The sequence below is a fragment of the Flavobacterium sp. KY-23415 genome (genome assembly GCF_055384985.1).
Genome location: NZ_AP044001.1, coordinates 3516630 through 3543037, shown reverse-complemented (window position 1 = coordinate 3543037; position 26408 = coordinate 3516630). Strand labels below are relative to the sequence as shown.

The 26408-nt window shown below is 31.7% G+C and carries 24 protein-coding genes; 17 read left to right on the top strand and 7 right to left on the bottom strand.

Annotation, left to right across the window (positions count from 1 at the left end; all coding sequences use genetic code 11):
- Positions 1–6 precede the first annotated feature (6 nt).
- The 12 genes from ACZ49Z_RS15420 (at position 7) to ACZ49Z_RS15365 (ending at position 14723) form a co-directional block, all read left to right on the top strand.
- Positions 7–735, top strand: a complete 729-nt coding sequence (locus ACZ49Z_RS15420; protein ID WP_464305190.1) for a hypothetical protein — start codon at positions 7–9, stop codon at positions 733–735.
- 86 nt (positions 736–821) lie between these two features.
- Entirely contained in the window at positions 822–1697 is an 876-nt protein-coding gene (locus ACZ49Z_RS15415) for a hypothetical protein (protein ID WP_464305189.1), read from the top strand.
- A gap of 3 nt (positions 1698–1700) precedes the next feature.
- On the top strand, positions 1701–1982 hold the full coding sequence (locus ACZ49Z_RS15410) for a zincin-like metallopeptidase toxin domain-containing protein (RefSeq protein ID WP_464305188.1): 282 nt from the start codon (positions 1701–1703) through the stop codon (positions 1980–1982).
- Between the two features lie 6 nt (positions 1983–1988).
- Positions 1989–2306: a hypothetical protein gene (locus ACZ49Z_RS15405; protein ID WP_464305187.1), complete on the top strand. Its 318-nt coding sequence runs from the start codon at positions 1989–1991 to the stop codon at positions 2304–2306.
- Between the two features lie 243 nt (positions 2307–2549).
- Positions 2550–3389 (top strand): hypothetical protein, encoded by an 840-nt coding sequence (locus ACZ49Z_RS15400; RefSeq protein ID WP_464305186.1) that lies wholly within the window; start codon positions 2550–2552, stop codon positions 3387–3389.
- Between the two features lie 375 nt (positions 3390–3764).
- Positions 3765–6350, top strand: coding sequence for a type I restriction-modification system subunit M (locus ACZ49Z_RS15395; protein ID WP_464305185.1), 2586 nt, complete (start codon positions 3765–3767; stop codon positions 6348–6350).
- Positions 6337–7512 carry a restriction endonuclease subunit S gene (locus ACZ49Z_RS15390; protein ID WP_464305184.1) on the top strand — a complete coding sequence of 392 codons (1176 nt, stop codon included), beginning with the start codon at positions 6337–6339 and terminating at the stop codon, positions 7510–7512. Before ACZ49Z_RS15395 ends, ACZ49Z_RS15390 begins: the two co-directional genes overlap by 14 nt.
- Positions 7513–7522: 10 nt before the next feature.
- The gene (locus ACZ49Z_RS15385; RefSeq protein ID WP_464305183.1) at positions 7523–10651 is read left to right on the top strand and encodes a type I restriction endonuclease subunit R; all 3129 of its coding nucleotides are present in this window, start codon (positions 7523–7525) and stop codon (positions 10649–10651) included.
- A gap of 23 nt (positions 10652–10674) precedes the next feature.
- On the top strand, positions 10675–10890 hold the full coding sequence (locus ACZ49Z_RS15380; RefSeq protein ID WP_464308075.1) for an SOS response-associated peptidase family protein: 216 nt from the start codon (positions 10675–10677) through the stop codon (positions 10888–10890).
- Positions 10891–11115: 225 nt separating this feature from the next.
- On the top strand, positions 11116–11346 hold the full coding sequence (locus tag ACZ49Z_RS15375) for a hypothetical protein (protein WP_464305182.1): 231 nt from the start codon (positions 11116–11118) through the stop codon (positions 11344–11346).
- Entirely contained in the window at positions 11255–12184 is a 930-nt protein-coding gene (locus tag ACZ49Z_RS15370) for an endonuclease (protein WP_464308074.1), read from the top strand. The genes ACZ49Z_RS15375 and ACZ49Z_RS15370 overlap by 92 nt, the downstream gene beginning before the upstream one ends.
- 2116 nt (positions 12185–14300) lie before the next feature.
- Positions 14301–14723, top strand: a complete 423-nt coding sequence (locus ACZ49Z_RS15365; RefSeq protein WP_464305181.1) for a DUF6943 family protein — start codon at positions 14301–14303, stop codon at positions 14721–14723.
- A 69-nt stretch (positions 14724–14792) separates the two neighbouring features.
- Here the strand turns inward: ACZ49Z_RS15365 and ACZ49Z_RS15360 are convergent, their stop codons facing one another.
- The 7 genes from ACZ49Z_RS15360 to ACZ49Z_RS15330 all read right to left on the bottom strand — a co-directional run bounded on the left by ACZ49Z_RS15360 (position 14793) and on the right by ACZ49Z_RS15330 (position 20893).
- Positions 14793–14969, bottom strand: coding sequence for a hypothetical protein (locus tag ACZ49Z_RS15360; RefSeq protein ID WP_464305180.1), 177 nt, complete (start codon positions 14967–14969; stop codon positions 14793–14795).
- Positions 14956–15171 carry a hypothetical protein gene (locus tag ACZ49Z_RS15355; protein WP_464305179.1) on the bottom strand — a complete coding sequence of 72 codons (216 nt, stop codon included), beginning with the start codon at positions 15169–15171 and terminating at the stop codon, positions 14956–14958. The genes ACZ49Z_RS15360 and ACZ49Z_RS15355 overlap by 14 nt, the downstream gene beginning before the upstream one ends.
- A 35-nt stretch (positions 15172–15206) precedes the next feature.
- Entirely contained in the window at positions 15207–15599 is a 393-nt protein-coding gene (locus ACZ49Z_RS15350) for a DUF5675 family protein (RefSeq protein ID WP_464305178.1), read from the bottom strand.
- Positions 15599–16354: a hypothetical protein gene (locus ACZ49Z_RS15345; RefSeq protein ID WP_464305177.1), complete on the bottom strand. Its 756-nt coding sequence runs from the start codon at positions 16352–16354 to the stop codon at positions 15599–15601. The genes ACZ49Z_RS15350 and ACZ49Z_RS15345 overlap by 1 nt, the downstream gene beginning before the upstream one ends.
- Positions 16355–17506: 1152 nt before the next feature.
- Complete coding sequence (locus ACZ49Z_RS15340; protein ID WP_464305176.1) at positions 17507–19495, bottom strand: TonB-dependent receptor domain-containing protein; 1989 nt, start codon at positions 19493–19495, stop codon at positions 17507–17509.
- A gap of 113 nt (positions 19496–19608) precedes the next feature.
- Complete coding sequence (locus ACZ49Z_RS15335) at positions 19609–20454, bottom strand: hypothetical protein (RefSeq protein WP_464305175.1); 846 nt, start codon at positions 20452–20454, stop codon at positions 19609–19611.
- Between the two features lie 94 nt (positions 20455–20548).
- Positions 20549–20893, bottom strand: a complete 345-nt coding sequence (locus tag ACZ49Z_RS15330; protein WP_464305174.1) for a hypothetical protein — start codon at positions 20891–20893, stop codon at positions 20549–20551.
- A 141-nt stretch (positions 20894–21034) separates the two neighbouring features.
- Between ACZ49Z_RS15330 and ACZ49Z_RS15325 the strand changes: the two genes are divergently transcribed.
- The 5 genes from ACZ49Z_RS15325 (at position 21035) to ACZ49Z_RS15305 (ending at position 26323) form a co-directional block, all read left to right on the top strand.
- The gene (locus ACZ49Z_RS15325; protein ID WP_464305173.1) at positions 21035–21508 is read left to right on the top strand and encodes a c-type cytochrome; all 474 of its coding nucleotides are present in this window, start codon (positions 21035–21037) and stop codon (positions 21506–21508) included.
- A 23-nt stretch (positions 21509–21531) separates the two neighbouring features.
- Positions 21532–23508, top strand: a complete 1977-nt coding sequence (gene nosZ / locus ACZ49Z_RS15320) for a Sec-dependent nitrous-oxide reductase (RefSeq protein WP_464305172.1) — start codon at positions 21532–21534, stop codon at positions 23506–23508.
- Positions 23509–23568: 60 nt separating this feature from the next.
- The gene (locus ACZ49Z_RS15315) at positions 23569–24576 is read left to right on the top strand and encodes a nitrous oxide reductase accessory protein NosL (RefSeq protein WP_464305171.1); all 1008 of its coding nucleotides are present in this window, start codon (positions 23569–23571) and stop codon (positions 24574–24576) included.
- Between the two features lie 11 nt (positions 24577–24587).
- Positions 24588–25823 carry a nitrous oxide reductase family maturation protein NosD gene (locus ACZ49Z_RS15310; protein WP_464305170.1) on the top strand — a complete coding sequence of 412 codons (1236 nt, stop codon included), beginning with the start codon at positions 24588–24590 and terminating at the stop codon, positions 25821–25823.
- A gap of 104 nt (positions 25824–25927) precedes the next feature.
- On the top strand, positions 25928–26323 hold the full coding sequence (locus ACZ49Z_RS15305) for a four helix bundle protein (RefSeq protein WP_464305169.1): 396 nt from the start codon (positions 25928–25930) through the stop codon (positions 26321–26323).
- The last annotated feature ends 85 nt before the right edge of the window (positions 26324–26408 follow it).

The window sequence follows — 26408 nt, the reverse complement described above, 5'->3', positions numbered from 1 at the left end:
CGTCATATGAATAAATTATTAGATATAAGATATGTAAACAAGTTTAATTTAATATTATTTGCATTATATGTTTTTCCTGTTTTATTTACATTCTTAAATGTAGTAAAAAGTAAGGAAACATATTATGAGAAAGTAATTGATATTAAGTTGGAAAAAAAAAGAAGAAATATAAATACTGTTATTTTTTTGTCAAATGGAGAAAAAGTAAAGTATAGTTTTGATAATGATTTTTTTAACCAAAATACTTATTTAGATATAAAAACTGGGGATTCAATCAAAGTAGATTTTATCAATAAAAATGCTGTAATTGGTATTGAGAATACTAAAAACAAAAGCAAACTTAGTATGTTATATTTTGTTATTTATGATTACAGATGGCTGTCAATGCTTGTTTCATTAATTCTGTTCTTGTTAAATATAATTTTTCTTACCGATTTTATGTCCTTAAAGAAAATTTATTTTGATGAGAAAAATAATAAAAATAAAATAAAAAGTTGGATTGAAAATTTTAACAATTTAACAAAAAAATATGGGGCAATTTCATTTTTAATTCTTCTAGTACTTATAATTTTAATATTTAATGTCGTTTCAAAATTTTTAAAAGTAAATCAGTTTTATTTAGAAGATTTTTATTTATATAAATATTTTTATTTATTAAATATTTTTCTATGTCCATTGCCGTTTATAATTTATAACAATTTAATATTAAAAAAAATAAAAGCTAATGGATTTTAATTTAAAATCTTCTTGTATAATAATCATTTAAATAGCCTAAGTTCTATGATTTAATAAATACTTCTAATAAATAATTTGATGAAAATATGATAATTAAATATGACATCCTCAAAAATAAAAGTTTTCCAATAGGTAAAAAATGGATATATAAAATTGAGGTTTTGGACGAAGCTTATCTTGAAGAGTTTGAATTAGAAACGAGAAAGACTACCGTATTTATGCAAAATAAAGTGTTGCGTAAAGATGATACAGGTAACATGTTTATAGCAATTGAATTCTCAAAAATAGAGTTTGATAGTCTTCCTCAAAAGCTTTCTTCTTTTTTTAATAAAATCATGAATTTAAAAAAGAAGTATATTTTACAACTTAACAAAGAAGGCCAAGTTACTGATATACTTTTTGTGGAAGAAGATTTTAAAAAAGAACAAATTGAAGATGTTCACAATGATGAATTTTACAAAAATCTATCTAATGAGGAGCAATCTACTTTGAATGAAATCCTTGTTAAGATAGATAAATCTAGTTTAAAAAAAGACATTAAAAATAGTTTACTTTTATTATTCTGTTTTCCTGGTTATTTTAGGTCGGGATTATCTAATGAAGAATCATTACAAACTCACAAACTTAAAATTAGTTCAAATTTTTTAGAAGATTGCATTTGGAATGTAGATTTTTATATGCATATCCATAATATAGAACGAGATGGAACAATAAATATGACTTGTTCCGGTATAATAGAAAATAATGAAGAAATAGATTATGAGATATTGTTCAATAAAATTAAAAAATATTATGATGAAAACGATGATATTTATTATGATTATGACTTTAAGGTGATGGGTGATTACTACCTGTGTAAGGAAGGTTTTTCAATCAAAAATGCCAAAATACAAATTTGTGAATTACTGAACGAAGAAACAATTGAATTTAGTAAAACTTTCCTAATCAATCTTGTTGAATAGATTTTGGTATTTTTAATTAAAACAATTTATTTAAAAAGACCGCCATCAACTTATGAAGCTACTCATGAAGGTCATCACGCTAAACAAAATTATAAACTTGGTGATGAAGCTTATAACAATCAGACTAGACTTGAAAAAGAAATATATGTTCGCGATGAATTAATGAAAAATAAAGATGTTTTAACGGATAGACAAATTAATCATGCTAATGCATATATTGAATATGTCGAGAAAGGATATTGGCCTCCAAAAAACCCAGAAACAGGACTATACATTCTAAAATAAAATAAAATGAAACATACTGAAAAACAAGCTATAGAAATAGCAGCAGAATACAAAAAAAAGCATCCAAGTTTAAAAAATGAAATTAAGAAAGCTCATTATAATGAAAAATTTGATGTTGAAGGTCAAAAAGCATGGATTGTAATTGCTACTTATGAATTGTTTGGAGAAATTAAAGAATTTTTTTATGTTATATCAGATAGTACAGGCAAAGTAGAATATACATTTAATGAGCACGGTTCAAGAGATCCGCATATTGATAATTTGGAAGATAAAAAATTAACAGAAGAATGGGACAAAGAATGGGAAGAATTAGAAAATGACTAAATAAAAATAGCTTGAAGTACTAAATAATTTAGATAATTCTAGAAGTATTAGTTGTTCCAGTAACAAATAAAAAAGGGCAAAATCTTTTACTGAATCTACTGTAAATAATAGTACATTAATTCAAATTGACCACATTTTTAGAGAAGAAACGGTCGAATATTTACGTAATCATCAACTAGTGCAAGAAAAAAGGAGACTCAAAAGACAGTACAATAAACATTATATATAAAATATAAAGTAAAAGTGATTAATGATAATTTAACAAGGATTCTCAAGGAATTAAACATCGACTCTAATCTTAAAAAACTAATTTTCAACGAAGTAAATATTCCATACCTCGATGATTACAATCAAGTTGATAAGCATTGGTATCCTCACCCACCATGTCTAATTCCATTCTTTCTAGGATATGGTGCATCATACAAAGGTATAATACATCATTTTTTCGTAGATAGAAACAACACATTGGTAGAACTTAATCTAGAATACGGTTCAATTATTGAAAAAGCATTCAATTTTAAGCAACTATCAGTATATTTAATATTACCCATGATTATGTCAGAGGAAGGCATAACAGATGAGATTATTACTTTTGCCAACCAAATAGATTTTAAAGAATGTAAGGAAATAGATGAATTTTCAATTACTTACGGCGATAACACAGAGTTTTTCAATGAAATGGTACATTTTAAAAATAATTTACCTTTAGATATTATCAATGACATAACCCAATACAAAGGTGACTTCCCATGCTCATACGACAATTTTAATCAATCCCAAATTAACAATACTTGTTCTTTTGAACTATCACCAACTGTTTACGAAAAAATAAAAGCACAACCCACCACTCCAAAATGGCTACTCAAAGAAAACAATAAAAAAGAACTATTTGAAAATTACATAGCCAATAACCAATTAAAAGAAGCATGGCTAACACTAAATAGCAAAGGGTGGCACTTACAAGAAGTAGCAGAAGGCTTAGAAATTCTAAAAACCAAAACCAACGACGACCTCTTCCATCTAGTGGCTAACAATTGGATTCAAGGATGGGAAAAATCAACATTTAAACACAGTAATTTTTAGATTAAAAATAGTATTTAAAAATCATCTAAAAAAAAAATAGAGTTTACACCAATCCCAGCGAACTCAAACTATTTATTACAACTCATAGAACTCAATGAATTCATTAATAATCTGTATTCGCCAATGGCATACAATAGAACCTAATTATAAGTAAATTTTCATTAAACTTTTAAGGACAAAACGTCTTTAAAAGTTTAATTTTTTTTCATCATTACGGAAAACCGTAAGATTTATAATTTTATGCTCCATATTTTTATTTTTTGTATGTTTACATCTCTTATTAAAATTACATTTTTGACGACGTCAAAACGCACTATTCAGAAATAGTATGAAGCAATTAAAGTTTAAAAAAAATACTCCAAGCAAGAAATAAAAATGAACAAACAACAATTAGCTGCAAAAATCTGGGAATCAGCAAACCAAATGCGTTCCAAGATTGAGCCAAACGAATACAAGGATTACATTCTAGGTTTAATTTTTTACAAATACCTTTCAGAAACCGAATTACAATTCTTAAAAAAAGAAGATTTCACCGATGCCGATATAAAAGCATTGAAAGAAGAAGATGCCGATACTGTTGATTATATCAAGAAAAACATTGGTTATTTTATAGCTTATGATAATCTGTTTTCTACTTGGATTAATAAAGGAAAAGATTTTGATATTGCAAACTTAAGAGATGCCTTATCAGCTTTTAACCGATTAATAAGTCCTGCTCATAAAAAACTATTTGATGGTATTTTCGATACCTTGCAAACAGGGTTAAGTAAATTAGGAGATAGCGCTGCTTCACAAACTAAAGCCATTAGCGATTTATTGCATTTAATCAAAGTAATCCCAATGGATGCGAAGCAAGATTACGATGTGCTAGGTTTTATCTACGAATACCTTATCGAAAAATTTGCAGCAAATGCAGGTAAAAAAGCGGGAGAATTCTATACACCTCACGAAGTTTCGGTATTAATTTCTGAAATCATTGCCGACCATTTAAAAGACCGTAAGATAATTGAAATTTACGATTCAACGAGTGGCTCGGGATCTTTACTTATCAATATTGGGGCTAGTGTTGCAAAACACATAGACGATAAAAACAACATCAAATATTACGCTCAAGAGTTAAAACAAAATACCTATAACCTTACCCGAATGAATTTGGTAATGCGAGGTATTTTACCAAACAACATAGTTACCCGTAACGGAGATACACTAGAAGACGATTGGCCATATTTTGATGAAAACGACCCGGTACATTCATATAATCCTTTGTATGTAGATGCAGTAGTTTCCAATCCTCCGTATTCGCAAAAATGGGACCCATCTCACAAAGAAGCAGACCCACGTTATGCCCGTTTTGGTTTGGCTCCTAAAGCTAAAGCAGATTATGCTTTTTTACTACACGACCTTTTTCATATCAAACCTGATGGTATTATGGCAATAGTATTACCGCACGGGGTTTTGTTTAGAGGCGGTGAAGAAAATACCATTCGTAAAAAATTAATCGAAGCAAACCATATTGATGCAATCATAGGCTTACCACCAAGTATTTTCTTTGGTACTGGTATTCCAACCATCATCTTAATTTTAAAACAAAAACGACCAAATACGGATGTTTTAATTATCGATGCCTCAAAAGGTTTTGTAAAAGAGGGTAAAAACAACAAGCTTCGAGCTTCTGATATTAAGAAAATTGCGGATACCATTCGCGATAGAGTTTCCTTACCAAAGTATTCTCAAAAAGTAGAAAGAGATACGATTCGTATAAACGAATACAACCTCAACATTCCACGTTATGTAGATTCATCAGACAATCCTGAGAACTGGGATATATATGCTTCTATGTTTGGCGGTATTCCTGTAAACGAAATAGAAGAGTTGCAAAACTATTGGGAAGCTTTTCCAGGATTACGTAAAGCCATATTTGAAAATAATAATGAGGTAAATGCGAAAATAAAAGTAAACAATGTTACTGCTACAATTACTGAACACAAATCAGTAGTAAATTTTAGTAATCAGTTTACCCAAGCATTCCAAGATTTTGATAGTTATTTAAAACAAGAATTACTTACTAATTGTGAAACGGTTAAAATCTCTAGAGAAAAAACAGTATTAAGCAATGCTATTTTTAACCGTTTAGAAAAGTTACCGTTAATAGATAAATACGAAGCCTACCAATTACTATCAGATAAATGGGATGTGATAAAAGTAGATTTAGAAATCATACAAACCGAAGGTTTTGAAGCTACAAAAGTAGTAGAACCTAATATGGTAATGAAAAAGAAAAACGGCAAAGACGTGGAAGAACAACAAGGTTGGAAAGGACGCATTATGCCATTTGAATTAGTACAAGAAACCTATTTGTCTAACGAACTAAAAAACATACAAACGAAAGAAAACCGACTAGTAGAAATAACCTCAGAGTACGAAGAACTATTAGACAAACTAGCAGAAGACGACAAAGAAACCGATGCTATAAACGAAGCACAAGACGGCTTTATAAATGCTGAGGTAGTAAAAGAAGCCAAACGCATAAAAGCCGAAAACAAAAAAAATACAGTTTTTACTGAGGATTCTTTTGAAGCCATCATACTAAAAGTAAACGATTTAATTGCAGAAGAAAAAATACTAAAATCGCAAGTAAAAACTGAAACAATTGCCTTACACAACAAAACAAAGGCAACTATTGAAAATTTAAGCGAAGAGCAAATTAAGGAACTTTTAGAACTTAAATGGATTACACCTTTGGTTAATTCAATAAACAGTTTGCCTAAAACCATTATTGACCAACTAGCAAACAAAGTACAAACCTTAGCTAGCAAATACGAAACCACCTACTCAGATGTTGCCCATGAAATTAACCAAGCCGAAAAAACACTAGCAACTTTAATAGACGATTTACATGGCAACGACTTTGACCTGCAAGGACTAAACGAATTTAAAACCTTATTACATGGAAAAGAATAAGCCACAAGTTCGTTTTAAAGGGTTTACGGAGAATTGGAAAGAGCAAGAGCTTGGTGAAGTCTTGACTGAACGTAAAGTCTTGCAAAAAATAACGGAAGATGCACCAATATTAGCATTTGCTTCTGGTCAAGGGGTTATTGACCGTAGTGAACGAAAATCTAATAATCGAGATCATTTAACACATGACCAAGAAAACAAGATTTATAAATTAACAGAATTAAACGATATTGTTTACAATCCTTCTAATCTTAAATATGGTGCAATAGACCGAAACAAACATGGTCGTGGCGTTATCTCTCCTATTTACGTTACGCTTACAACAGAGGAAGAAGCTTCATTTATAGAATTAATTGTAAAAAGCGAAAAATTTAAATTAAGAGCATTACAATACGAAGAAGGGACTGTAGTAAAACGTCAATCGGTTAAACCTGAAAACTTATTGTCTTTAAAAGTAAATATTTCTACTTCAAAAGACGAACAGAAAAAGATTGGTGTACTAATACAAAACCTCGACAAACTAATAACAGAACACCAACAAAAACACAACAAACTCAAAACCCTAAAAGAAGCCATGTTGTCTAAAATGTTCCCTCAACAAGGGCAAACCGTTCCAGAAATTCGTTTTAAAGGATTTACTGGAGATTGGGAAGAAACAAAAATTGAGCATTTTGCAGATAGATATGATAATCTTAGGGTTCCAGTGAAAGCTGATAAAAGAGTAAAAGGTTTCACTCCTTATTATGGAGCAAATGGTGTTCAAGATTATGTTGAAGGTTTTACTCACGACGGTGAATTTATTCTTATAGCAGAGGATGGTGCCAATGATTTGAAAAATTATCCTATACAATACACTAATGGTAAAATTTGGGTAAATAATCATGCTCATGTACTTCAAGCAAAAGAAAATATAGCAAGTAATCTTTATCTTAAATATGCAATTTCTCAAACCCATATAGAGCCTTTTCTAGTCGGAGGTGGTCGTGCAAAATTAAATGCTGATACTATGATGAAAATCGATGTTTGGATTACAAGAGATTTAAATGAACAGAAAAAAATAGCAGATTATTTCTTTAATATTGATAGTCTGATTGATAATCTAGAAACTCAAATAACCAAATTACAAAACATCAAAAAAGCCTTTTTAGCTAAAATGTTTATTTAATAAATACACTATGTCGTTTACATCAGAAGCCGCATTTGAAGAAGCCTTAATACAAGCCCTATCTAAAAAAGGTTGGGAAAATGAAGTGTTAAAACACCCTACTGAGAAAGACCTGTTAAACAATTGGGCAAGCATCCTCTATGAAAACAACAGAGACATAGACCGCTTGGGAGACCATCCTTTAACAGAAGGCGAAATGCAACAAATTGTGGAGCAAATCAACACCTTGCGTTCACCATTAAAGCTAAATGGTTTCATTAATGGCAAAACGGTTTCCATTACACGAGATAATCCAAACGATACTTTGCATTTTGGTAAAGAAGTGAGTCTAAAAATATACGACCGCCATGAAATTGCAGCAGGGCAAAGTCGCTACCAAATAGCACAACAACCTATTTTTAAATCTAAATCAAAAATTTTAAACGACCGTCGTGGCGATTTGTTATTGCTCATCAACGGCATGCCTTTAATCCATATCGAGTTAAAAAAGAGTGGGGTTTCAGTAAGCCAAGCACACCATCAAATAGAAAAATACGCTCGTAATGGCATTTTCAGTGATTTGTTTTCTTTAGTCCAAATCTTTGTAGCGATGGAACCAGAGGAAACACTTTATTTTGCCAATCCAGGTCCTGATGGTAAATTCAATAAAGATTTCTTTTTCCATTGGGCAGATTTCAATAACGAACCCATAAACCATTGGAGTGATATTGCCTCTTCTTTACTTTCTATTCCTATGGCACACCAACTCATCGGTTTCTATACCGTGCCCGATGATACGGATGGTGTGTTAAAAGTAATGCGTAGTTATCAGTATTTTGCAGCAAATGCTATTTCAGACAAAGTAGCCAAAACCGATTGGAAAAATAAATATGCGTTAGGCGGTTATATTTGGCACACTACAGGTTCAGGTAAAACCATGACCAGTTTTAAATCGGCTCAATTAATTGCTAATTCTAAAGATGCAGACAAAGTAATCTTTTTAATGGATCGTATCGAATTAGGTACACAATCCCTTAAAGAATACCGTGGTTTTTCAGAAGAAGGTGAAGACGTGCAAGCAACCGAGAACACCAGTGTTTTGGTAACCAAATTAAAAAGTAATGACCCTGCCAATACGTTGATTGTGACCTCTATTCAAAAAATGAGTAACATCAAAGATGAAGAAGAAGGTTTAAAAGCACATGATATTGAACTCATAAATAAAAAAAGAATCGTTTTTATTGTCGACGAAGCGCATCGTTCCACTTTTGGCGATATGTTAATTACCATTAAAAATACATTTACTTCAGCCATATTTTTTGGTTTTACAGGAACGCCTATTCAAAACGAAAACCAAAAGAAATTAAATACCACTTCAACTGTTTTTGGTGATGAATTACACCGCTACAGTATTGCTGATGGTATTCGAGATAAAAATGTTTTAGGTTTCGACCCTTATAAAGTGCTAACGTATAAAGACAGAGATTTACGCAGAGCCGTAGCACTACTAAAAGCAAAAGCAGTAGATGAAGCAGAAGCACTTGCCGATACTAAGAAAAAAGAAATTTACCTCAAGTTCATGAATGAGGTTAGAATGGCAGGTCATGTAAATACTTCTGGAAAATACATAAAAGGAATTGAAGACTATATTCCAAGCTCGCAATACGACCGCGAAGAACATTTTGAAATGGTAGTAAGCGATATTTTAGAAAACTGGTTGAGACTAAGTCAAAATGGTAAATTCCACGCCATTTTTGCAACTTCAAGTATTGCAGATGCTATAGACTATTATCGATTACTAAAAGCCACAAAACCCGATTTAAAAATTACAGCACTATTCGACCCAAATATTGACAATAATGGAAATAGTGAATACAAAGAAGATGGTTTAGTAGAAATTATCGAAGATTATAACGAACGTTATAATCAAGATTTCAACCTAGCCAAACATGCTAAATTCAAGAAAGACATTGCAGCTCGTTTAGCACACAAAGCACCCTATATCCGTATAGAAAACAAACCAGAAGAGCAAATTGACATTTTGATTGTGGTGGACCAAATGCTTACTGGTTTCGATTCCAAATGGATAAACACCTTGTACATGGACAAGGTTTTAAAATATGAGAATATTATCCAAGCCTTTTCACGTACCAATCGTTTGTTTGGACCTGAAAAACCTTTCGGTACCATTCGTTATTACAGATTTCCACATACCATGGAAAGTAATATAAACAATGCCATACGATTATATTCAGGAGATAGACCTGTCGATTTATTTGTACAGCATTTAGATTCCAATTTAAATGCAATGAATCATGTATTTAACGAAATCGACCAACTTTTTACTACAGCACAAGTAGAAAATTTTGAACGCTTACCTGATGATGTTGAGGAAAGAGGAAGATTTGCAAAATTGTTTAAAGAATTCAATTTATACTTAGAAGCGGCCAAAATACAAGGTTTCAATTGGAAGCAACTTAAATATCAATTTGGTACTGGAAGAGATAAAATAGAAATCGAAGTTAATTTAGACGAGAATATTTATTTAGTATTAGCCTTACGTTATAAAGAGCTATTTAGTGCAACTAGCGGTGGTGGTACTTCATCAGAAATCCCATTTGAAATTGAAGGCTATCTAACCGAAATTGATACCGAAAAAATCGATGCAGATTACATGAATTCACGATTCGAAAAGTATCTTAAAAATCTAAAAGATAAAAACGTAGATCCAAAAGAATTACAAAACACCTTAGACGAATTACACAAAACATTTGCGTCACTTACACAAGAAGAACAAAAGTTTGCCAATATTTTTATTCACGATGTACAAAGTGGTATTGCCAAATTAGAAAACGGTAAGCCATTCAGAGAATATATCACCGAATACTTATTCAATGCTAAAAACGACCAAATTAAAAAATTAGCAACGATTCTAGGTTTAGATGAAACGAAATTGCGTAATCTAATGGATATTGGTATCAATAAAACAAACATTAACGATTACGGTCGTTTCGATGAGTTAAAAAACACAGTTGATAAAACAAAGGCAAAAACCTATTTCGAAAAATTAGAAGGGAGTCCAATACCCGCATTCAAGGTAAATATTAGAATTCATAACCTTCTAGAAAAATTTATTATTGAAGGTGGGTTTGAAATATAAATATCTAGTAAAAATTTGGCACTATCCTTAATACATTTTCAATGGTCACAACCGAAGCCAATCCCTTAATGGCAGAAATCCATAACATCAAAAAAAGAATGCCCATAATCTTAAAAAAAGAAGACGAGCAACGATGGCTCCAACAAGAGAACCATAACGAATTTGCATTCCCATACACAACAAATTTAGTAGCAAAACAAATTTCAAATAGAAATGACAATCAAATAGCACTATTTTAACCGCATTACCGCATTAAACGTCTTACAGAAAAAGAACAAATAAACATCAGAAAGTACCGTCAAAAAAACAAATCTTACGCTTTAACCCCTCTTCCAAGTCCTTTCAATCAGGCACTTGCAATAGAATACAATAACAAAAATCAAAATCTACACAAATTAGTATAACATTTTTAAAGTAATTACATACATTTGAAAAACAAATAAACAACATTAAGCACTATTAGCATGAAAAAAATCACGCTTTTATCCATTCTATTTGTTTCAATAGCTTTTGGACAAATACCAACATACTATTCCGGTATAGATTTTACACAATCAGGAGATAATCTAAAAAACCAACTAACAACACTAATAACCAACACTAATAACCAACACACATACGAACGAAATCCCCTATACATCAAGCGCAACAGACACATGGGATGTCATAAAAATAGGAGACCTAGACCCACTTAATACACAAAATGTTCTATTGTTTTACGGTTGGAATAATACAGATGCTATAGCAGATAATGATAGAAGTCGAGACAAAGACCTCTCCTGTCACACTTCATCATGTTCAGGGCTATGGGTTCGTGAACATGTATTCGCAAGATCACTTGGAACACCAAACCTCGGATTTGAATACGCTGGGTCAGATGTACACAATCTCCATGCAATAGACTACACAAGAAACGGCTCAAGAAGCAATAGAGTATTCGAAAATGCAGCTTCAAATATAGCATCCTACATTACTAGTAATGGCAATTGGTATCCAGGTGATGAATGGCGTGGAGATGTCGCAAGAATAATAATGTATATGTATGTACGCTATCCCTCCCAATGCCTACCAAACAATATCGGAGTAGGTGCAAATACATACGCACCAAATACAGATATGCCAAATGTTTTCCTTGACTGGAATGCAATAGACCCACCTTCAACACACGAAATCAACCGAAATAATGCAATCTACAACGCACAAGGAAATCGAAACCCATTTATAGACAATCCATACCTAGCAACAAAAATCTGGAATGGCCCTCAAACAACAGACACATGGGGAGTATTAAACTCAACAACATACAATATTGCTGAGGTAATCATATACCCAACAGTAACAAGCGACCTAGTATATATAACAAACAATACAAACGAAACATATCACTATTACCTAACAAATGCATACGGCCAACAACTAGCATCAAGCACAACCACAACCCAAATAGATATTTCAAAACAAGCAGCAGGAATATACTTCCTAACCCTACAAACAAACAACCACACAAAAACCGTAAAAATTATAAAACAATAATTGTAATTAGAAGCGAACCTACAGGCTTTTTGGCAATCCATTTTCCCGCTGTCCACTCTACAAGGTGCCGTTCCCATCGGGGCTAGTAGAGCAACTATAGGCTTCTATGCAGTATCTATATGATAACAAAAAAAGAAATTGCCCTACCTTCCCTACCTTCCAAAAAAATTACTGTCATGGTTTTTGTCCCACCGCACAACAAGCACTTTTCCCGTTGGCAACAACAAGCACTAAAATAGAAGACCCAAAAAGCCAACAGTCAAAGAGCTTGTCCATCACACAATACAAAAACACGTACGCTCCGCAACTCATGCCAGTAATTTTTTTTCCCAAGCTTTTTATACATAATGTGGCATTATAATCCCTTCGGGCAAGGGGTCAAGCCCATTATAATAACATTATGTAAAAAAGCCGCTCACCCCACGCGCTTGTCGTTTGTTCCAGGACAACTTTTTCAATAGCTTCCATCGCATCACCCAGCTATTGAAAAAACCGTCCTTCACAAACCACTATCAGCATACCGCAGAAAACCAGTGCAAAATTGCAAAAAAACACATCGCAAGACAATCAATGGTTTTCAATAACAAGCCGCATACATAGGAAATCCTTATATTGCTTTTGTGCGTGCCTCAATAGCATAACAACCTTTACAAATAATAATCCATTCAAAATAACCCTAAAGCACACACAAAATCAAAAAAGCCAGTAGGAGTATTCCTTTTTATTTTAGCAGAAAAAACAAAATAATTGCTTTTACAATAGCTGATAAATTAGTATTTCAAAAAACCAATCGCCAAGCACAAGCAATTAAACACCCCTCTTTAGGCATCAGCTATTCATAAAAGCAATCACAAAAACAAGAAGCAAATAAAAAAGAATACACCTCCTTGCGCTACTGCACCATCGCACCACGAAAGTAAAACATTGCTTTTTGAAGATGCACCAATAACAAAAACAACCCCAAACAAAACACCTTAAAAAAGCACACTACAAAGCATCATCAAAAACCAAAAAAGCCAAAAAGAGTATTCATTTTTCTTTGTCACAAAACCCCACTACACCACAACCACTAAAAAAACAAATAAAAAAGAATACCCTTTCCTGCGCTACTGCACCATCGCACTACGAAAGTAAACATTGCTTTTTGAAGATGCCCCAATAACCACCACACCACCAAAAGAGACACCTCAAAAAAGGACACTACAAAGCATCATCAAAAACCAAAAAAAAGCCAAAAAGAGTATTCATTTTTCTTTGTCACAAAGCCCCACTACACCACAACCACTAAAAAAACAAATAAAAAAGAATACCCTTTCCTGCGCTACTGCACCATCGCACTACGAAAGTAAACATTGCTTTTTGAAGATGCCCCAATAACCACCACACCACCAAAAGAGACACCTCAAAAAAGGACACTACAAAGCATCATCAAAAACCAAAAAAAAGCCAAAAAGAGTATTCATTTTTCTTTGTCACAAAGCCCCACTACACCACAACCACTAAAAAAACAAATAAAAAAGAATACCCTTTCCTGCGCTACTGCACCATCGCACTACGAAAGTAAACATTGCTTTTTGAAGATGCCCCAATAGCCAACACACCACCAAACAAAACACCTCCAAAATGCACACTGCAAAGCATCATCAAAAAGCAACAACCAGTAAAGCGTGTTTAAAAGGAAAACAAGACAAAAGCACCAAAATCTTTAAAAAAGAAGTTCATCTTGTTTTCCTTCTAAACACCCTTTAAACACCACCATCATTCAAAACAAAAAAAAATAGAAATTCAAAAAAAACAAGGAAAAAAAAGAAAACAAAGCTTTGTTCCAGGTATTAAAAAAAGCACGTTCAAGCCTACGGTTTTGGCTAAAATCTCCACCCATACAAAACCACTCACAATCCCCCATAATACAAAAACACCTTTCAAAAACAACCATTTGGGTAGTATTTTATCCAAAAAACGTGCTTTTTTTAAACCTTCCACTAGAAATATCGGCTTTCTTTTTTTTCCTTTTTTCTTTTGAAAAAAATTTTGTAAAAAAACATTGCAAAACACAAACAAGTTGTAAAAAATAGGAAAAACAGAAACATGTTTGAATTTATTAAAACCCGATAATATGCTAAAGTTTACTATTAAAACGCACAAAAAAGGCGCAACTTACAAAAATCCACACATCTTTATTTTAAATAAAGGATTAAATAGCGGAAAACCATCACAAGAACCATTTACAAATAGCTTTGTAATTATTTTTGAAAACCCTAAAGACCTAGACAATATCAAATTTACCGCATATGCCCTCTGGAAAACAAAATTTTGGCATCCCTTTTTATGCGGTTCAGTAATCCCATTTTTACGTTTAAACGAAGTAAAAAAAGAATTTACACAAAAAGTAAACCAAGAAATAAAAGACCACGAAGAACATCTAAAAATCGTGAAAAACTTAAAAATTTTAGAACAATCGGAGAAAAATTTCATTAAAAACCTAAACCTAATTAATGACATTAGAAAAGTAATTTTACACAGATATTGCAACAAATAAAAAAAGCCTGGTCTTACGACTAGGCTTTCATTTTGTTTAACCCAAAGGTCACCACAACTAGGGCTAAACTTATTTTTTGTCCTTCTTATTAAAACATTTAAGTAACAACGAAATCGAAAAACTGACAACAGCTCCAACAGCCGCTAAGATAACTGTTTTTACAATATCCTCAGAAGCAAGATTTGGTAAAATACTTAAAAACGTACCCCCAGCAGTTCCCATTAAAGTGGGGTTATTCGTTGTCATCGGTTACCGTTAGCTGACTACTAGCAGTCAAAACACCTCCTGCAACAGCTAAGTAACCACCAACAGTTACAACAATTGCAGGTAACCCAATAGGAGCTGCTAAAATAGTACCTCCTACAGCAGCAAAAGCCAAACCAATATTTCGAAGCACTTTAAAAAATTTAGGTGTTGGAGCTGTAGCTCTTCTTATTATCTTTTTCATAATCTATACATTTTAAATCCCATCAAATTGGGAAATTATTGAATAATTAATTCGACACTTTCATGTTGATCTAAGGCTTTATAAACTAGACTTTTTAAACGCTCAAAAGCACTTCTAGATGATAAACCTAAACCAGGACCAGAAAGTTTAGTAACAGGGGCAATACAGCCGTTTAATTCAAATAAGGCGTTATTGGCAGGATGAAACAAAATATAACTCCTATTACACACATCCATGACCTCCAAATGCCACTTAAACTTGTTGCTAAATCGCTTTTTAATAAAATATTTCCCTTCAGGAATACAAGAAACCCTCTTTTCATTTTGTTTCCATGGTAATTCAATCGTATAAGCAATTAATTTACCCGCACATTCAAGTTTACCATTAGTTCCATCAGGGAAATAAGTTCTTGTCAAAAACAAAACCATTACACACCACTCACTTTAGCAATAGATAATGGATTATAAGCACCATTTTTCAATGGATACATTTGACCATTAATTTGTTGAAAAAATTCAATACCGAGCGTTAAAAAAAGCGGTTTAGTAGAATTAGCAGTAACCGCATTCGTTTGACTAATAACAGCAGTTGCAGTACTGTTCCATGGTAAAATTCCAGTCTCAGATGTTGCCACTGTATATGTTTCAGCTTCAAAATCTACCTCTGCACCACCAGAAATAATCTTAAAATGAGTTGTTCCGCTAGGTGCAGCAATCATATTAGCAGGAATGAAAGAAGCTAAATCCACTTTTATCTCTCCTGCAACTCGGTCAATAGAAGCAACAAAAGGAGCAAATAAAGTAGTACCAAGCTTACCTCTTATATTAAACTCAAAACCAAATAACAATTCCGTTTCACCGTCAATAACGTTACGCAAACCTCTATCACTAGTCAAATCCGCTTGAATAACTTTAACCATCGCTTGCGTCAAACGACTTACCATCCTCCCATCCGCAGAATTCAATAATAAAGGTCTAAAAGCAGTGCGCAAAAGCTTTCCTGCTTTTCCAGCCCTACCAAATTCCGAACCATTCTCACGCGTTCTTTGAAACGCAGGATCACTAGCAATTCTACTAGCGTCAATACCACCCTTCTCACGAGCCAAATGACCATCTTGGGTTTTGTAAAAAGTAATATCACCGATAGTACCTTTCAATTTAATTATGCCTTTCTGTCTAGCCATAACATTAAAAAAATTAATTAATAAATACGTGAATAAACTCCTCAATCATAATCCATGTTGCAACATTCCCGATTGATTATAAAGCAAAATTGAGATAAAATTTAAAGCAAAAATTAAGCACCTGTACTAGATGTCACCCAATGGAATAAATGTCACTAGAAGTCCTAAGAATAATAAGTAAACGTATCCATAACCACAGAAAACCAATTGAAAAAAACAGTATTTTTAGCTATATAAATGATGTATAGCTAAGCCAAGTCAAAAGTATAGATAGAGTATGAAAATGGAAGTAAAAAGAATATGCATATATCCAAAGGATATACAACGCATTACAGGAAAGAGTTACCGACAAAGTATTAGATTATTAAGTAATCTAAGAAAAGACTATAATAAGCCTAAAAATAGCCTTATCAGCGTTATAGAATTCTGCGAATATACGGGTCTAAAAATCGAACATGTAGAACCGCATATTATATAAATAACTAGTTCAAAAATTAAACTATTTACTTTCAATTCTGACATATAATTCGTAAATTTATCTCATATGATTTAAGTCAATTTGAATACTATATTGAGGTGGTAAAATCGGTTACCCTAAAATGCTAACCGTTGCCAAGCCTTATAAAATATGGACAAATCAGAGTAGACATGTTCTCTCCAACTCAACAAAACAACCCTGTATTTTTTTTGATTTACAGGGTTTTATTTTTTAAGTTGCCATTTTACTTGCCGTTAATACATTATGTTAATGATCTATTTTTAATATAGAATTACATATTAAAAAAATGCATTTTTTATTAAGAATCATTATAGTTCAATAAAAGAAAACAGATCTGAAATTTTAAATATCACTTCTATTAATGGTCAAAATGGAACAGGGAAAACTTCTATATTAAATTTTAAAAAAAATAATTTTACTGAAGGTTTAGATTTACATGAACCTATAATTTTTATTTATAAAGAAGATTCTGTAATTACAGTTTATCATACAGAAGAAATTGAGTTTAAAAATGATTTTAGTAAATTTGATTTTAAATTAATAGAATTAAACTACATAAAGAAAAGCATAAAGGTAAAGGTGTAATAGATAAATTTGGGTTACGGAGAAGGGCAACAAAAAATACATCATAAAGCGATTATAGAAAAATAGCATCAAAAAGAGAAAAGGATATTTGCAAATACATTTCTTCCCACTCTTGGTATAGTATTCCAATCTGCAAAAGTAGTATACTCACTATCTAATATATTTTCAATTCCCATTTTTAAATTGAATGTATAACTATTAAAAGCAAAAGTATAATGAGAGCCGAAACTCAAAATGGCATAATCAGGCTTTTTAATTTCTCCATAATTTGGTGCATACTGGGTATGCATCAGGTTCCCTTGAACACCTAACTCTAAACCAAATTTTCTTTTCTTAAATTGCATTTTACTCGTATAGGCTAAAGGACTTATAAATGGTAGATTTTCATTATCGCTCCCTTTTCCATAACTATATACAATTTGATTTATCCATTTTAAATCATTTGTAAGATACATTTCATAATCAAAAACCGATTTTATTAAAGTGGCATAATCTAGAGCATTATACATTTTCACACCACTTGCTCCAATTGTCATAGGCAAAATTGTGGCAGCTGTTGTTCCTATAATGTAATTTGAAATATGAAAATATGAAGTTGATAATGATGATTTAAATTTTGATGACTTATAACGAATAACAAACGAGCCTTCAACAGATTGTTCGTTTTTTAAATCTGGATTTCCTACATAATCAAATTGGTCAAAACTGTTAAACAAATAGAAGCCATAACCTTCTGAAACTGATGGAGCTCTTTCTCCATAAGCTAATCCGAAATTAAATGCAAGCCTCTCTTTTTTCCAATTGTAATTTGAAGCAAAGCTTTTTAAGATTCTGTTTTTAGCAGCATTCATGTTTGGATAAAAAATTTGCAAACTTTCTAATCCAAATGTGCTTTTAATTTCATTTAAATGATTGCCTAAACTTCCTGAAATTTTTAGAGATGAATGACAGTTGAGTTCGTAGGTATTATCCAAATAAATTCCATTATAAAAAGTAACAACATCGGGCCAAGTAAGCATAAACATTATGTTTTCATTTGGATCACTTGGGTACATTGTCATTTCCGCTTTAGAACGATTGTAAAACGAATTAAAAGTGACAGAAAAGGTGTTTTTTTTCACTTTTCCTTTCAAATTTAAATACATGCCATACGTATCACTCCAACCCGGCATATCCATATGAATAGGCACATTAGGACGCTTAGTATCGTCCATTGTATGTGTAATAGTATTGTAGTAGACTTTTGTTTCTAGTTTGTTTATAATTGTATCTAACGAACGATATTCAAATTTTAATGATGTAATTAAAGCTTCTGCCAAAGACACATCCATAGGTAGCGCAGGATAACCTACATCTGTAGCTTTATCATAAATAACAGCCGTTTCAAAGTATTTATTTTTATTAAATTGATAGCTAATTGTATTTGAAATATTTAGTTTTCTAAATTGTGAAAACAGTACCTCTTTATTGTTACCCGCTATATAGTTTTCTGCTGTTCTAAACATAACATTGTTGTCTATAAAAAACAAACTATCTGCATAATTCAATGCTGCTCCAAGTATCTTTTGTTGGTTATTAAATTCATAACCAGAATGAACATAACCGTTTATTCCATTTTCTCCAAACTCACTTTTACTTCTTTTTAGATCAATTGAACCTCCAATAGTTGGACCGTGACAGCTTCCACTCTGCCCCGAAGAAATTGTAGCTTCAGAGAGGTTGGAAATCTCAACGTAGGAGGTAATTGGATCCATTTTATCGGTACATGCTCCAAATATTCGCATACCGTCTATAGTTATCACAGTACGTTCTGAACTCATGTTATTAATATTGGGCTCCCACGCATAGCCGCCTCTTTTTATCATTTCTACAGCACCACTTTGTTGCAAATATTCATCGAGTGTAGCCAATGCTTTAAATTGTTTTTGTTCTAATGCTGCTTTTTTCCCAATAAGGAGTATCTCTTTTAATTGCACAGAAGAAAGAGTGTCCCTTTCTTGGGCAAATAAGTTAGTTAGCCAAAATAATAGTAAAACTAAATAATATAATTTTTTCATCTTTTGAGAATAAGAGTTTCTGTTTTACTGTTTTTGACAATAAAAAAGAAAAAAATTAAAGAATTAAAAAGGTTAAGAGGTAATTCCTAACCTTTGTTAATTAAAAAGTTTTTTTAGAATTCTAGTTCTAAATAAATACTGCTTGAAGTTGTAGTTTCAGTAACACTTTCTCCTTTTAATACTTCATTGGTAGAGTTTAAAAGTTGAAGATTTATTTTCCAATAACCAGTCATGGTTAACGATAATTTTCCATGATACAATGCGTCAGTTCCTTGAGTTAGATCGACATTATTGGGTGAACCATGATTTCCCATACTAGGCATTCTTGGGTCTATTTTTATTGTATAATCATCTACAACTGGAAAACTCATCATGCTTTCCATTTTAAATAATCCAAAAGTAGCATCGTTAATAGCAACTTTAGGTTGTTTTGGATCAATCATTGCAATAATATAACGTGTCCCATCTGCACCCATAAAAGAAGTTACTCTTTGTTTAGTAGAAGCCGGTACGTCAATTAATGCAGTTACAGTGTAATTATTTCCATCTATCGAATAATCGATTTTTAGATCCCAATATTCAGCACTATTTTGAGCCATTTGAAAAACAATATATCCATTATATAGGGTTTCTTTGGAAGCTGTTTTAACAATTCCTGATTTCGGACACGAATGCATCATCGATGTCATATGTATTATTGGACTCCAACTAAGGGTTGCATTTTTTTCATATGCTCCAGTAGTTTTATTTTTTATACGAAGTGAAATTGCATTATAGCCTTGTTCTAATGCACCATTGGCATTATATAACTCAATAACATGTGTATCATTTGTTATTTCTTGAATTTTATTTAGACCACTTAATTCTGTTACAGTTGCCGCTGTAGTATTGTCATCATCAGACGAGCAAGAAATCATAGTTACAAGTACAAAAAGGAATGCATATTTTAAATTTTTCATCTTTAATTTTAATTTATTTATAGACATTAGACGTTAGTATCAGTTATAAAATAACCAATTGATTGATAAAAATATCAATGTTGTTTTTTATAGTCTATTTAAAAATTGGAGGATGAAATATTGAAGTAATATGTATTCGAAAGTATATGCAATTATATTGATTTAACACCTTTTCATTAAGCTGTTTTATAGTTCTCAAACTATTTTGAATGCTATTTTGACAAAACAATATATCTAATGATATGGTGTTATACTTTTTTTTATTGGAATCAGTCGTATCTTTTTTAGCTTCATTAGCCAATTCACTTTTAAGGTGACATTTACCATTACATTCTAATTCTGGACTACCCGTATTTTTACATAATTCAGTTGCTATAAAATCATAATTAATAATATAATCTAAAACTGGGAAACCAGGTTTAAACAATATTATAACCATTAATATGTATGCGATTTTTTTCAACTTATAAAATTTAATACCACAAAATTAATAGTGAAAAATGACTTTTAATATGATTACAATCATAAATAAAAAAGTAAATCATCCTGAAATTTGTAGTATAAATTAAAAAATGAATTTATGACTAAACTAACTTTATTATTAGCAGTTTTTGCTTTGACAATTTCATGTGGAAAAAGCAAAAAAGAAGAGAGTGAAGATTTCACGCCCTCTTCAACAACAGAACAAACAACAGATGCATCTTCTTACGACCCTAAAAGAGGGGAAGGAAAATATGAAAATGTAGATTTAGGTGCTTCCTTAGATAAGGAACTAGCTACAGCGGGTGAAAATGTTGCAGGAGTTAAATGTACTTCATGTCACAAAATGACAGACGAACGTTTAGTAGGACCAGGATGGAAAGGTGTAACAGAACGTAGAACACCAGAATGGATTTTAAACTTCATTACTAATCCAGATCCTATGATTGATAAAGATCCAGAACTACAAGCGCAATTAGAATTGTGTTTAGTACGTATGCCAAATCAATCCATAAACGATGACGAAGCAAGACAGATTCTAGAGTATATGCGTAAAAATGATGGCGTAAATTAAAACTAATTTTAAATTGAAAGTATATGAAAAATAGATTTTTAAAAACAAGTTTTATTGCTGTTCTTATTGCTTCTTATTTTGGTTCATGTAAGCCAAAAAACACAAACGATGCTGTAAGTGGAGATGCCGCGCAAAAAGCCTATGTTGCCCCTGGTAAATTTGACGAGTTTTACAACTTTGTTTCGGGTGGTTTTAGTGGACAAATGAGTGTTTATGGATTGCCAAGTGGTAGAATGTTAAAAGTAATACCTGTATTTTCTGTTGATCCAGAAAGTGGATGGGGATTTAGTGAAGAAACAAAACCAATGTTAAACACTTCACATGGTTTTATTCCTTGGGATGATGCCCATCATCCAGAAATGTCTCAAACCAATGGTGAAGTAGACGGTCGTTGGGTATTCATTAACGGAAACAATACACCGCGTATTGCCCGTATAGATTTAAAACGTTTTAAGACCGCTGAAATTATTGAGTTACCCAATAGTGCAGGGAATCACTCCTCTCCTTTCATTACAGAAAACACAGAATATGTGGTTGCTGGAACACGTTTTGGAGTACCAGGAGATTACGAAGATGGAGATGTGCCTATTAACACTTATAAAGAAAACTACAAAGCACATATCAGTTTTGTAAAAGTGGGAAAAGAAGGTGAAATGGATATTGCTTTTCAATTACGTTTACCTGCTGTAAATTTTGATTTAAGTCATGCTGGTAAAGGTAAATCACATGGTTGGTTCTTCTTCTCTTGTTATAATTCAGAACAAGCTAACACACTTCTAGAAGTTAATGCTTCGCAAAAAGATAAAGATTTTATCATGGCAGTAAACTGGAAGAAAGCAGAAGAATATATTAAAGCTGGAAAAGGAAAAAGAGAAAAAGCAAGATATGCTCATAACTATTGGGATGAAAAAACACATTCTGCAGTTTCTGAAATAAAAGAAGATGTATTAGTGTTGGATGCAATGGCATTAAAAGACATTTGTTACATGATTCCTTGTCCAAAATCGCCTCATGGTTGTGATGTTGATCCTTCTGGAGAATACATTGTAGGTTCTGGAAAACTAGCGGCTTTAATACCAGTATTTAGTTATACAAAAATGTTAGCTGCTATTGACAAGAAAACATACGAAGGAGATTACAATGGTATTCCTGTTCTTAAATATGATGCGGTGCTACATGGTGAAGTTCAAAAACCAGGTTTAGGGCCTTTACATACAGAATTTGATGGAAAAGGAAATGCATATTCAACAATGTTTGTTTCTTCTGAAATTGTGAAATGGGATATTGAAACACTAAAAGTATTAGATAGAGTACCTACTTATTACTCTGTTGGTCACTTAATGATTCCAGGTGGTGATAGTAAAAAACCTTTTGGTAAATATATGGTAGCTTATAATAAAATTACGAAAGATAGATATTTACCTACAGGGCCAGAACTAACACAATCTGCACAGTTATATGATATTACTGGAGATAAAATGCAGCTAATATTAGATTTTCCAACCATTGGAGAACCTCATTATGCACAAGCAGCACCCGCAGATTTAATTCGTAATAATGGACAATACAAATTCTATAAAATAGAAGGAAACAACCATCCCTATGCTACAAAAGGTGAAAAGGAATCAAAAGTAGTTCGTGATGGTAATACGGTTCATGTTTACATGACAAGCTCACGATCTCACTTTGCTCCAGATAATATTGAAGGTATAAAAATTGGTGATGAAGTCTATTTTCATGTTACTAATTTAGAACAAGATTGGGATGTACCTCATGGATTCTCTATAAAAGGAGCTAAAACAGCTGAATTGTTAATCATGCCAGGTGAAACAAGCACTTTAAAATGGATTCCAGAACAAGTTGGAACAGTACCATTCTATTGTACCGATTTTTGTAGTGCGCTACACCAAGAAATGCAAGGTTATGTTAGAGTTTCTCCTAAAGGAAGTACAACTCCAATTACTTATAGTGTTGGTACAAACCTTCCAGCAACTAAATAAAATAAATTTAAAAATAAAGGGAACAGTGTGTTCATTGTTCTCTTTTTAAATATAGTAATTATGAATACCTCTAAAATAACAGTCTTCTCAAGAATATTCCTTGTACTAATAAGCGGATTATTCATTTTCTCTCTTTCTTTTCCAATGTGGCAAATAGAATTAGAAGCTCCACAATATCCTGAAGGCCTAATTTTAAAATTACATGCAGACAAAATTGGAGGTGATGTTGAAATTATAAATGGATTAAACCATTATATAGGGATGAAAACATTGCACACAGAAGACTTTATTGAGTTTAAGATACTTCCATATATCATGCTGTTTTTTGGCTTTATGTCTTTACTAATGGTATTTGTGGCAAAGAGAAAAGGTGTCCTACTATTGTTTGCTACATTTATTCTTTTCGGAATTTTAGCAGGAGTCGATTTCTATAGATGGAATTATGAATATGGACACAATTTAGATCCTAGTGCAGCAATTATAGTTCCAGGAATGGCTTATCAACCACCACTTATTGGATACAAACAATTATTGAATTTTGGAGCCTACTCTATTCCAGATATTGGAGGATGGATGTTAATAACAGCTGGATTATTATTAGGCATTATTTTAGTGAAAGAGTTTAACTTATTGAAAAGGTTTAAAAAAAATAAAATTGCTCTAGTACTACTAAGTATGGGATTTATATCTTCTTGTGGAAGCACTGAACCAGAATCAATTAAATTAAATGTAGACCAATGTAGTTTTTGTAAAATGAGTATCTCAGATGGTCGATTTGGTGCTGAAATTATAACTAAAAAAGGTAGAGTCTATAAATTTGATGATGTTGCTTGTTTGTCTAATTATGTACATGAAAATACTGTTGATGCAGAAAAATTTTACGTACATGATTATGCTACAGAAAACACATTAATTCCAGCAGAAACAGCCTATTATATTAATGGTACACAAATTTCAAGCCCAATGAGAGGAAACACAGCTGCTTTTACTTCAGAAAAAATAGCAACCGATTATATGAATAAACTAGATTCAAAATCTATAACTTGGAATGATGTTCTAAATCCGTAAAATATTTTTCAATGAAAAATAAAATATATTTACTTTTTATTCTCTTACTTTCAATTTCTATACATTCTCAAATTATTGAAGTTGGAGCGAATAAAGAAATAAAAAGCATTAAAAAAGCAATTAAATTAGCCAAACACGGTGATACTATTTTAATTCATAAAGGAATTTATCGAGAAGGAAATATAATAATTGATAAAAAAATTGTCCTTTTAGGTAAAGATTATCCGGTTTTAGACGGACAAAAAAAAAATGAAATTCTATCTGTAAAAGCAGATAGTGTTATTGTTAAAGGATTAAAACTAATTCGTTCTTCTTATGCTTCGATTGAGGATCCTGCAGCTTTAAAAGTTTATAGTAGTAATTTTATAACTATTGAGAATAATATTTTAGATGATAACTTTTTCGGAATTTATATTCAAAACGGAGCAAATTGCCTTATAAAAAACAACCGAATTAGAGCTTACGGTAAAGAAGAACAAAAATTAGGAAACGGAATACATTGTTGGAAAAGCAATGATATTCAAATAATTGCAAATAATATTCAAGGACATAGAGATGGTATTTATTTTGAATTTGTATTTGATTCTGTAATTTGGAGAAATATCAGTCAGAATAACATTCGTTATGGTTTGCACTTTATGTTTTCGCATAACGATTCCTATATAACCAATACATTTAGAAATAACGGTGCAGGAGTTGCAGTAATGTATAGCAAAGAAGTTAAAATGATGAACAATTTATTCGATCAAAATTGGGGACAATCGGCTTATGCTTTGTTATTAAAAGAAATAAATGACAGTTATATTTTAGGAAATAAATTTACTAAAAACACAGTTGCTATATACATGGAAGGCTCTAACCGAATTAAATTTGAAAAAAACTTATTTCAAGAAAACGGTTGGGCAATGAAAGTACAGGCAAGTTGTGATGATAATGAAATTACAAGGAATAATTTTATAGGAAACACATTTGATATGGGTACTAATGGTAGTCTTGTACTTAATTCTTTTAATCAAAATTATTGGGATAAATACGAGGGTTATGATTTAGATAAAAACGGAATTGGAGATGTACCTTATCATCCATTGAGTTTATTTGCGGTTCTTTCAGAAAATACACCTTCAACCATGTTACTGTATAGAAGTTTTATGATAACTCTTTTAGACAAATCAGAAAAGGTTTTGCCAAGTATAACGCCAGATAATTTTATAGATAATAAGCCTCTGATGAAAATGGTTCCTAGTTAAAGGTTTCGAGTTGAAAGTTGTTAATTAATGGGTTAAAAAAATGCCGTTTTGTTGTATTTTCACGTTCAATAACACGAATCCCGCAATTAATAAAACTAAAAAAAATGGCAACAATAAACACTTTTGAAGAATTAGATATTTGGCAACTAAGTAGGGAAATTTGTCAAGATACTTGGGATCTATTTGAGAAAACAACACTTGGAAAAGATTTTGAGTTAAAGAATCAAATGAATCGATCTTCAGGTTCAATTATGGATAACATTGCTGAAGGATTTGAAAGAAATGGTAGAAGAGAATTTATCAATTTTTTAAGTTATTCAAAAGGTTCTTGTGGTGAATTAAGATCTCAATTGTACAGAGCATTTGATAGAGAACATATTAGTAAAGATGAGTTTGAGTTTTTAAAAAACAAAACGATTACAGAAAGTAAAAAGATAGGAGCATTTATGTCTTATTTAGTAAAGTCTAACAATAACGGAAGTAAATTTGATAAAAAATAAAAGTTATAAATTGAAAGTTGCAAGTTATGAATTGAAAATCACAAAGTTCAATCAAACCCGTAACTCGAAACCTTTAACTCGAAAC

What these genes read in the sequence shown, in the direction of transcription:
- ACZ49Z_RS15420 (WP_464305190.1), top strand. Translation starts at nt 7, where the DNA reads ATGAATAAATTATTAGATATAAGATATGTAAACAAGTTTAATTTAATA.
- ACZ49Z_RS15415 (WP_464305189.1), top strand. Translation starts at nt 822, where the DNA reads ATGATAATTAAATATGACATCCTCAAAAATAAAAGTTTTCCAATAGGT.
- ACZ49Z_RS15405 (WP_464305187.1), top strand. Translation starts at nt 1,989, where the DNA reads ATGAAACATACTGAAAAACAAGCTATAGAAATAGCAGCAGAATACAAA.
- ACZ49Z_RS15395 (WP_464305185.1), top strand. Translation starts at nt 3,765, where the DNA reads ATGAACAAACAACAATTAGCTGCAAAAATCTGGGAATCAGCAAACCAA.
- ACZ49Z_RS15390 (WP_464305184.1), top strand. Translation starts at nt 6,337, where the DNA reads ATGGAAAAGAATAAGCCACAAGTTCGTTTTAAAGGGTTTACGGAGAAT.
- ACZ49Z_RS15385 (WP_464305183.1), top strand. Translation starts at nt 7,523, where the DNA reads ATGTCGTTTACATCAGAAGCCGCATTTGAAGAAGCCTTAATACAAGCC.
- ACZ49Z_RS15375 (WP_464305182.1), top strand. Translation starts at nt 11,116, where the DNA reads ATGAAAAAAATCACGCTTTTATCCATTCTATTTGTTTCAATAGCTTTT.
- ACZ49Z_RS15365 (WP_464305181.1), top strand. Translation starts at nt 14,301, where the DNA reads ATGCTAAAGTTTACTATTAAAACGCACAAAAAAGGCGCAACTTACAAA.
- ACZ49Z_RS15360 (WP_464305180.1), bottom strand. Translation starts at nt 14,969, where the DNA reads ATGACAACGAATAACCCCACTTTAATGGGAACTGCTGGGGGTACGTTT.
- ACZ49Z_RS15355 (WP_464305179.1), bottom strand. Translation starts at nt 15,171, where the DNA reads ATGAAAAAGATAATAAGAAGAGCTACAGCTCCAACACCTAAATTTTTT.
- ACZ49Z_RS15350 (WP_464305178.1), bottom strand. Translation starts at nt 15,599, where the DNA reads ATGGTTTTGTTTTTGACAAGAACTTATTTCCCTGATGGAACTAATGGT.
- ACZ49Z_RS15345 (WP_464305177.1), bottom strand. Translation starts at nt 16,354, where the DNA reads ATGGCTAGACAGAAAGGCATAATTAAATTGAAAGGTACTATCGGTGAT.
- ACZ49Z_RS15340 (WP_464305176.1), bottom strand. Translation starts at nt 19,495, where the DNA reads ATGAAAAAATTATATTATTTAGTTTTACTATTATTTTGGCTAACTAAC.
- ACZ49Z_RS15335 (WP_464305175.1), bottom strand. Translation starts at nt 20,454, where the DNA reads ATGAAAAATTTAAAATATGCATTCCTTTTTGTACTTGTAACTATGATT.
- ACZ49Z_RS15330 (WP_464305174.1), bottom strand. Translation starts at nt 20,893, where the DNA reads ATGGTTATAATATTGTTTAAACCTGGTTTCCCAGTTTTAGATTATATT.
- ACZ49Z_RS15325 (WP_464305173.1), top strand. Translation starts at nt 21,035, where the DNA reads ATGACTAAACTAACTTTATTATTAGCAGTTTTTGCTTTGACAATTTCA.
- nosZ (WP_464305172.1), top strand. Translation starts at nt 21,532, where the DNA reads ATGAAAAATAGATTTTTAAAAACAAGTTTTATTGCTGTTCTTATTGCT.
- ACZ49Z_RS15315 (WP_464305171.1), top strand. Translation starts at nt 23,569, where the DNA reads ATGAATACCTCTAAAATAACAGTCTTCTCAAGAATATTCCTTGTACTA.
- ACZ49Z_RS15310 (WP_464305170.1), top strand. Translation starts at nt 24,588, where the DNA reads ATGAAAAATAAAATATATTTACTTTTTATTCTCTTACTTTCAATTTCT.
- ACZ49Z_RS15305 (WP_464305169.1), top strand. Translation starts at nt 25,928, where the DNA reads ATGGCAACAATAAACACTTTTGAAGAATTAGATATTTGGCAACTAAGT.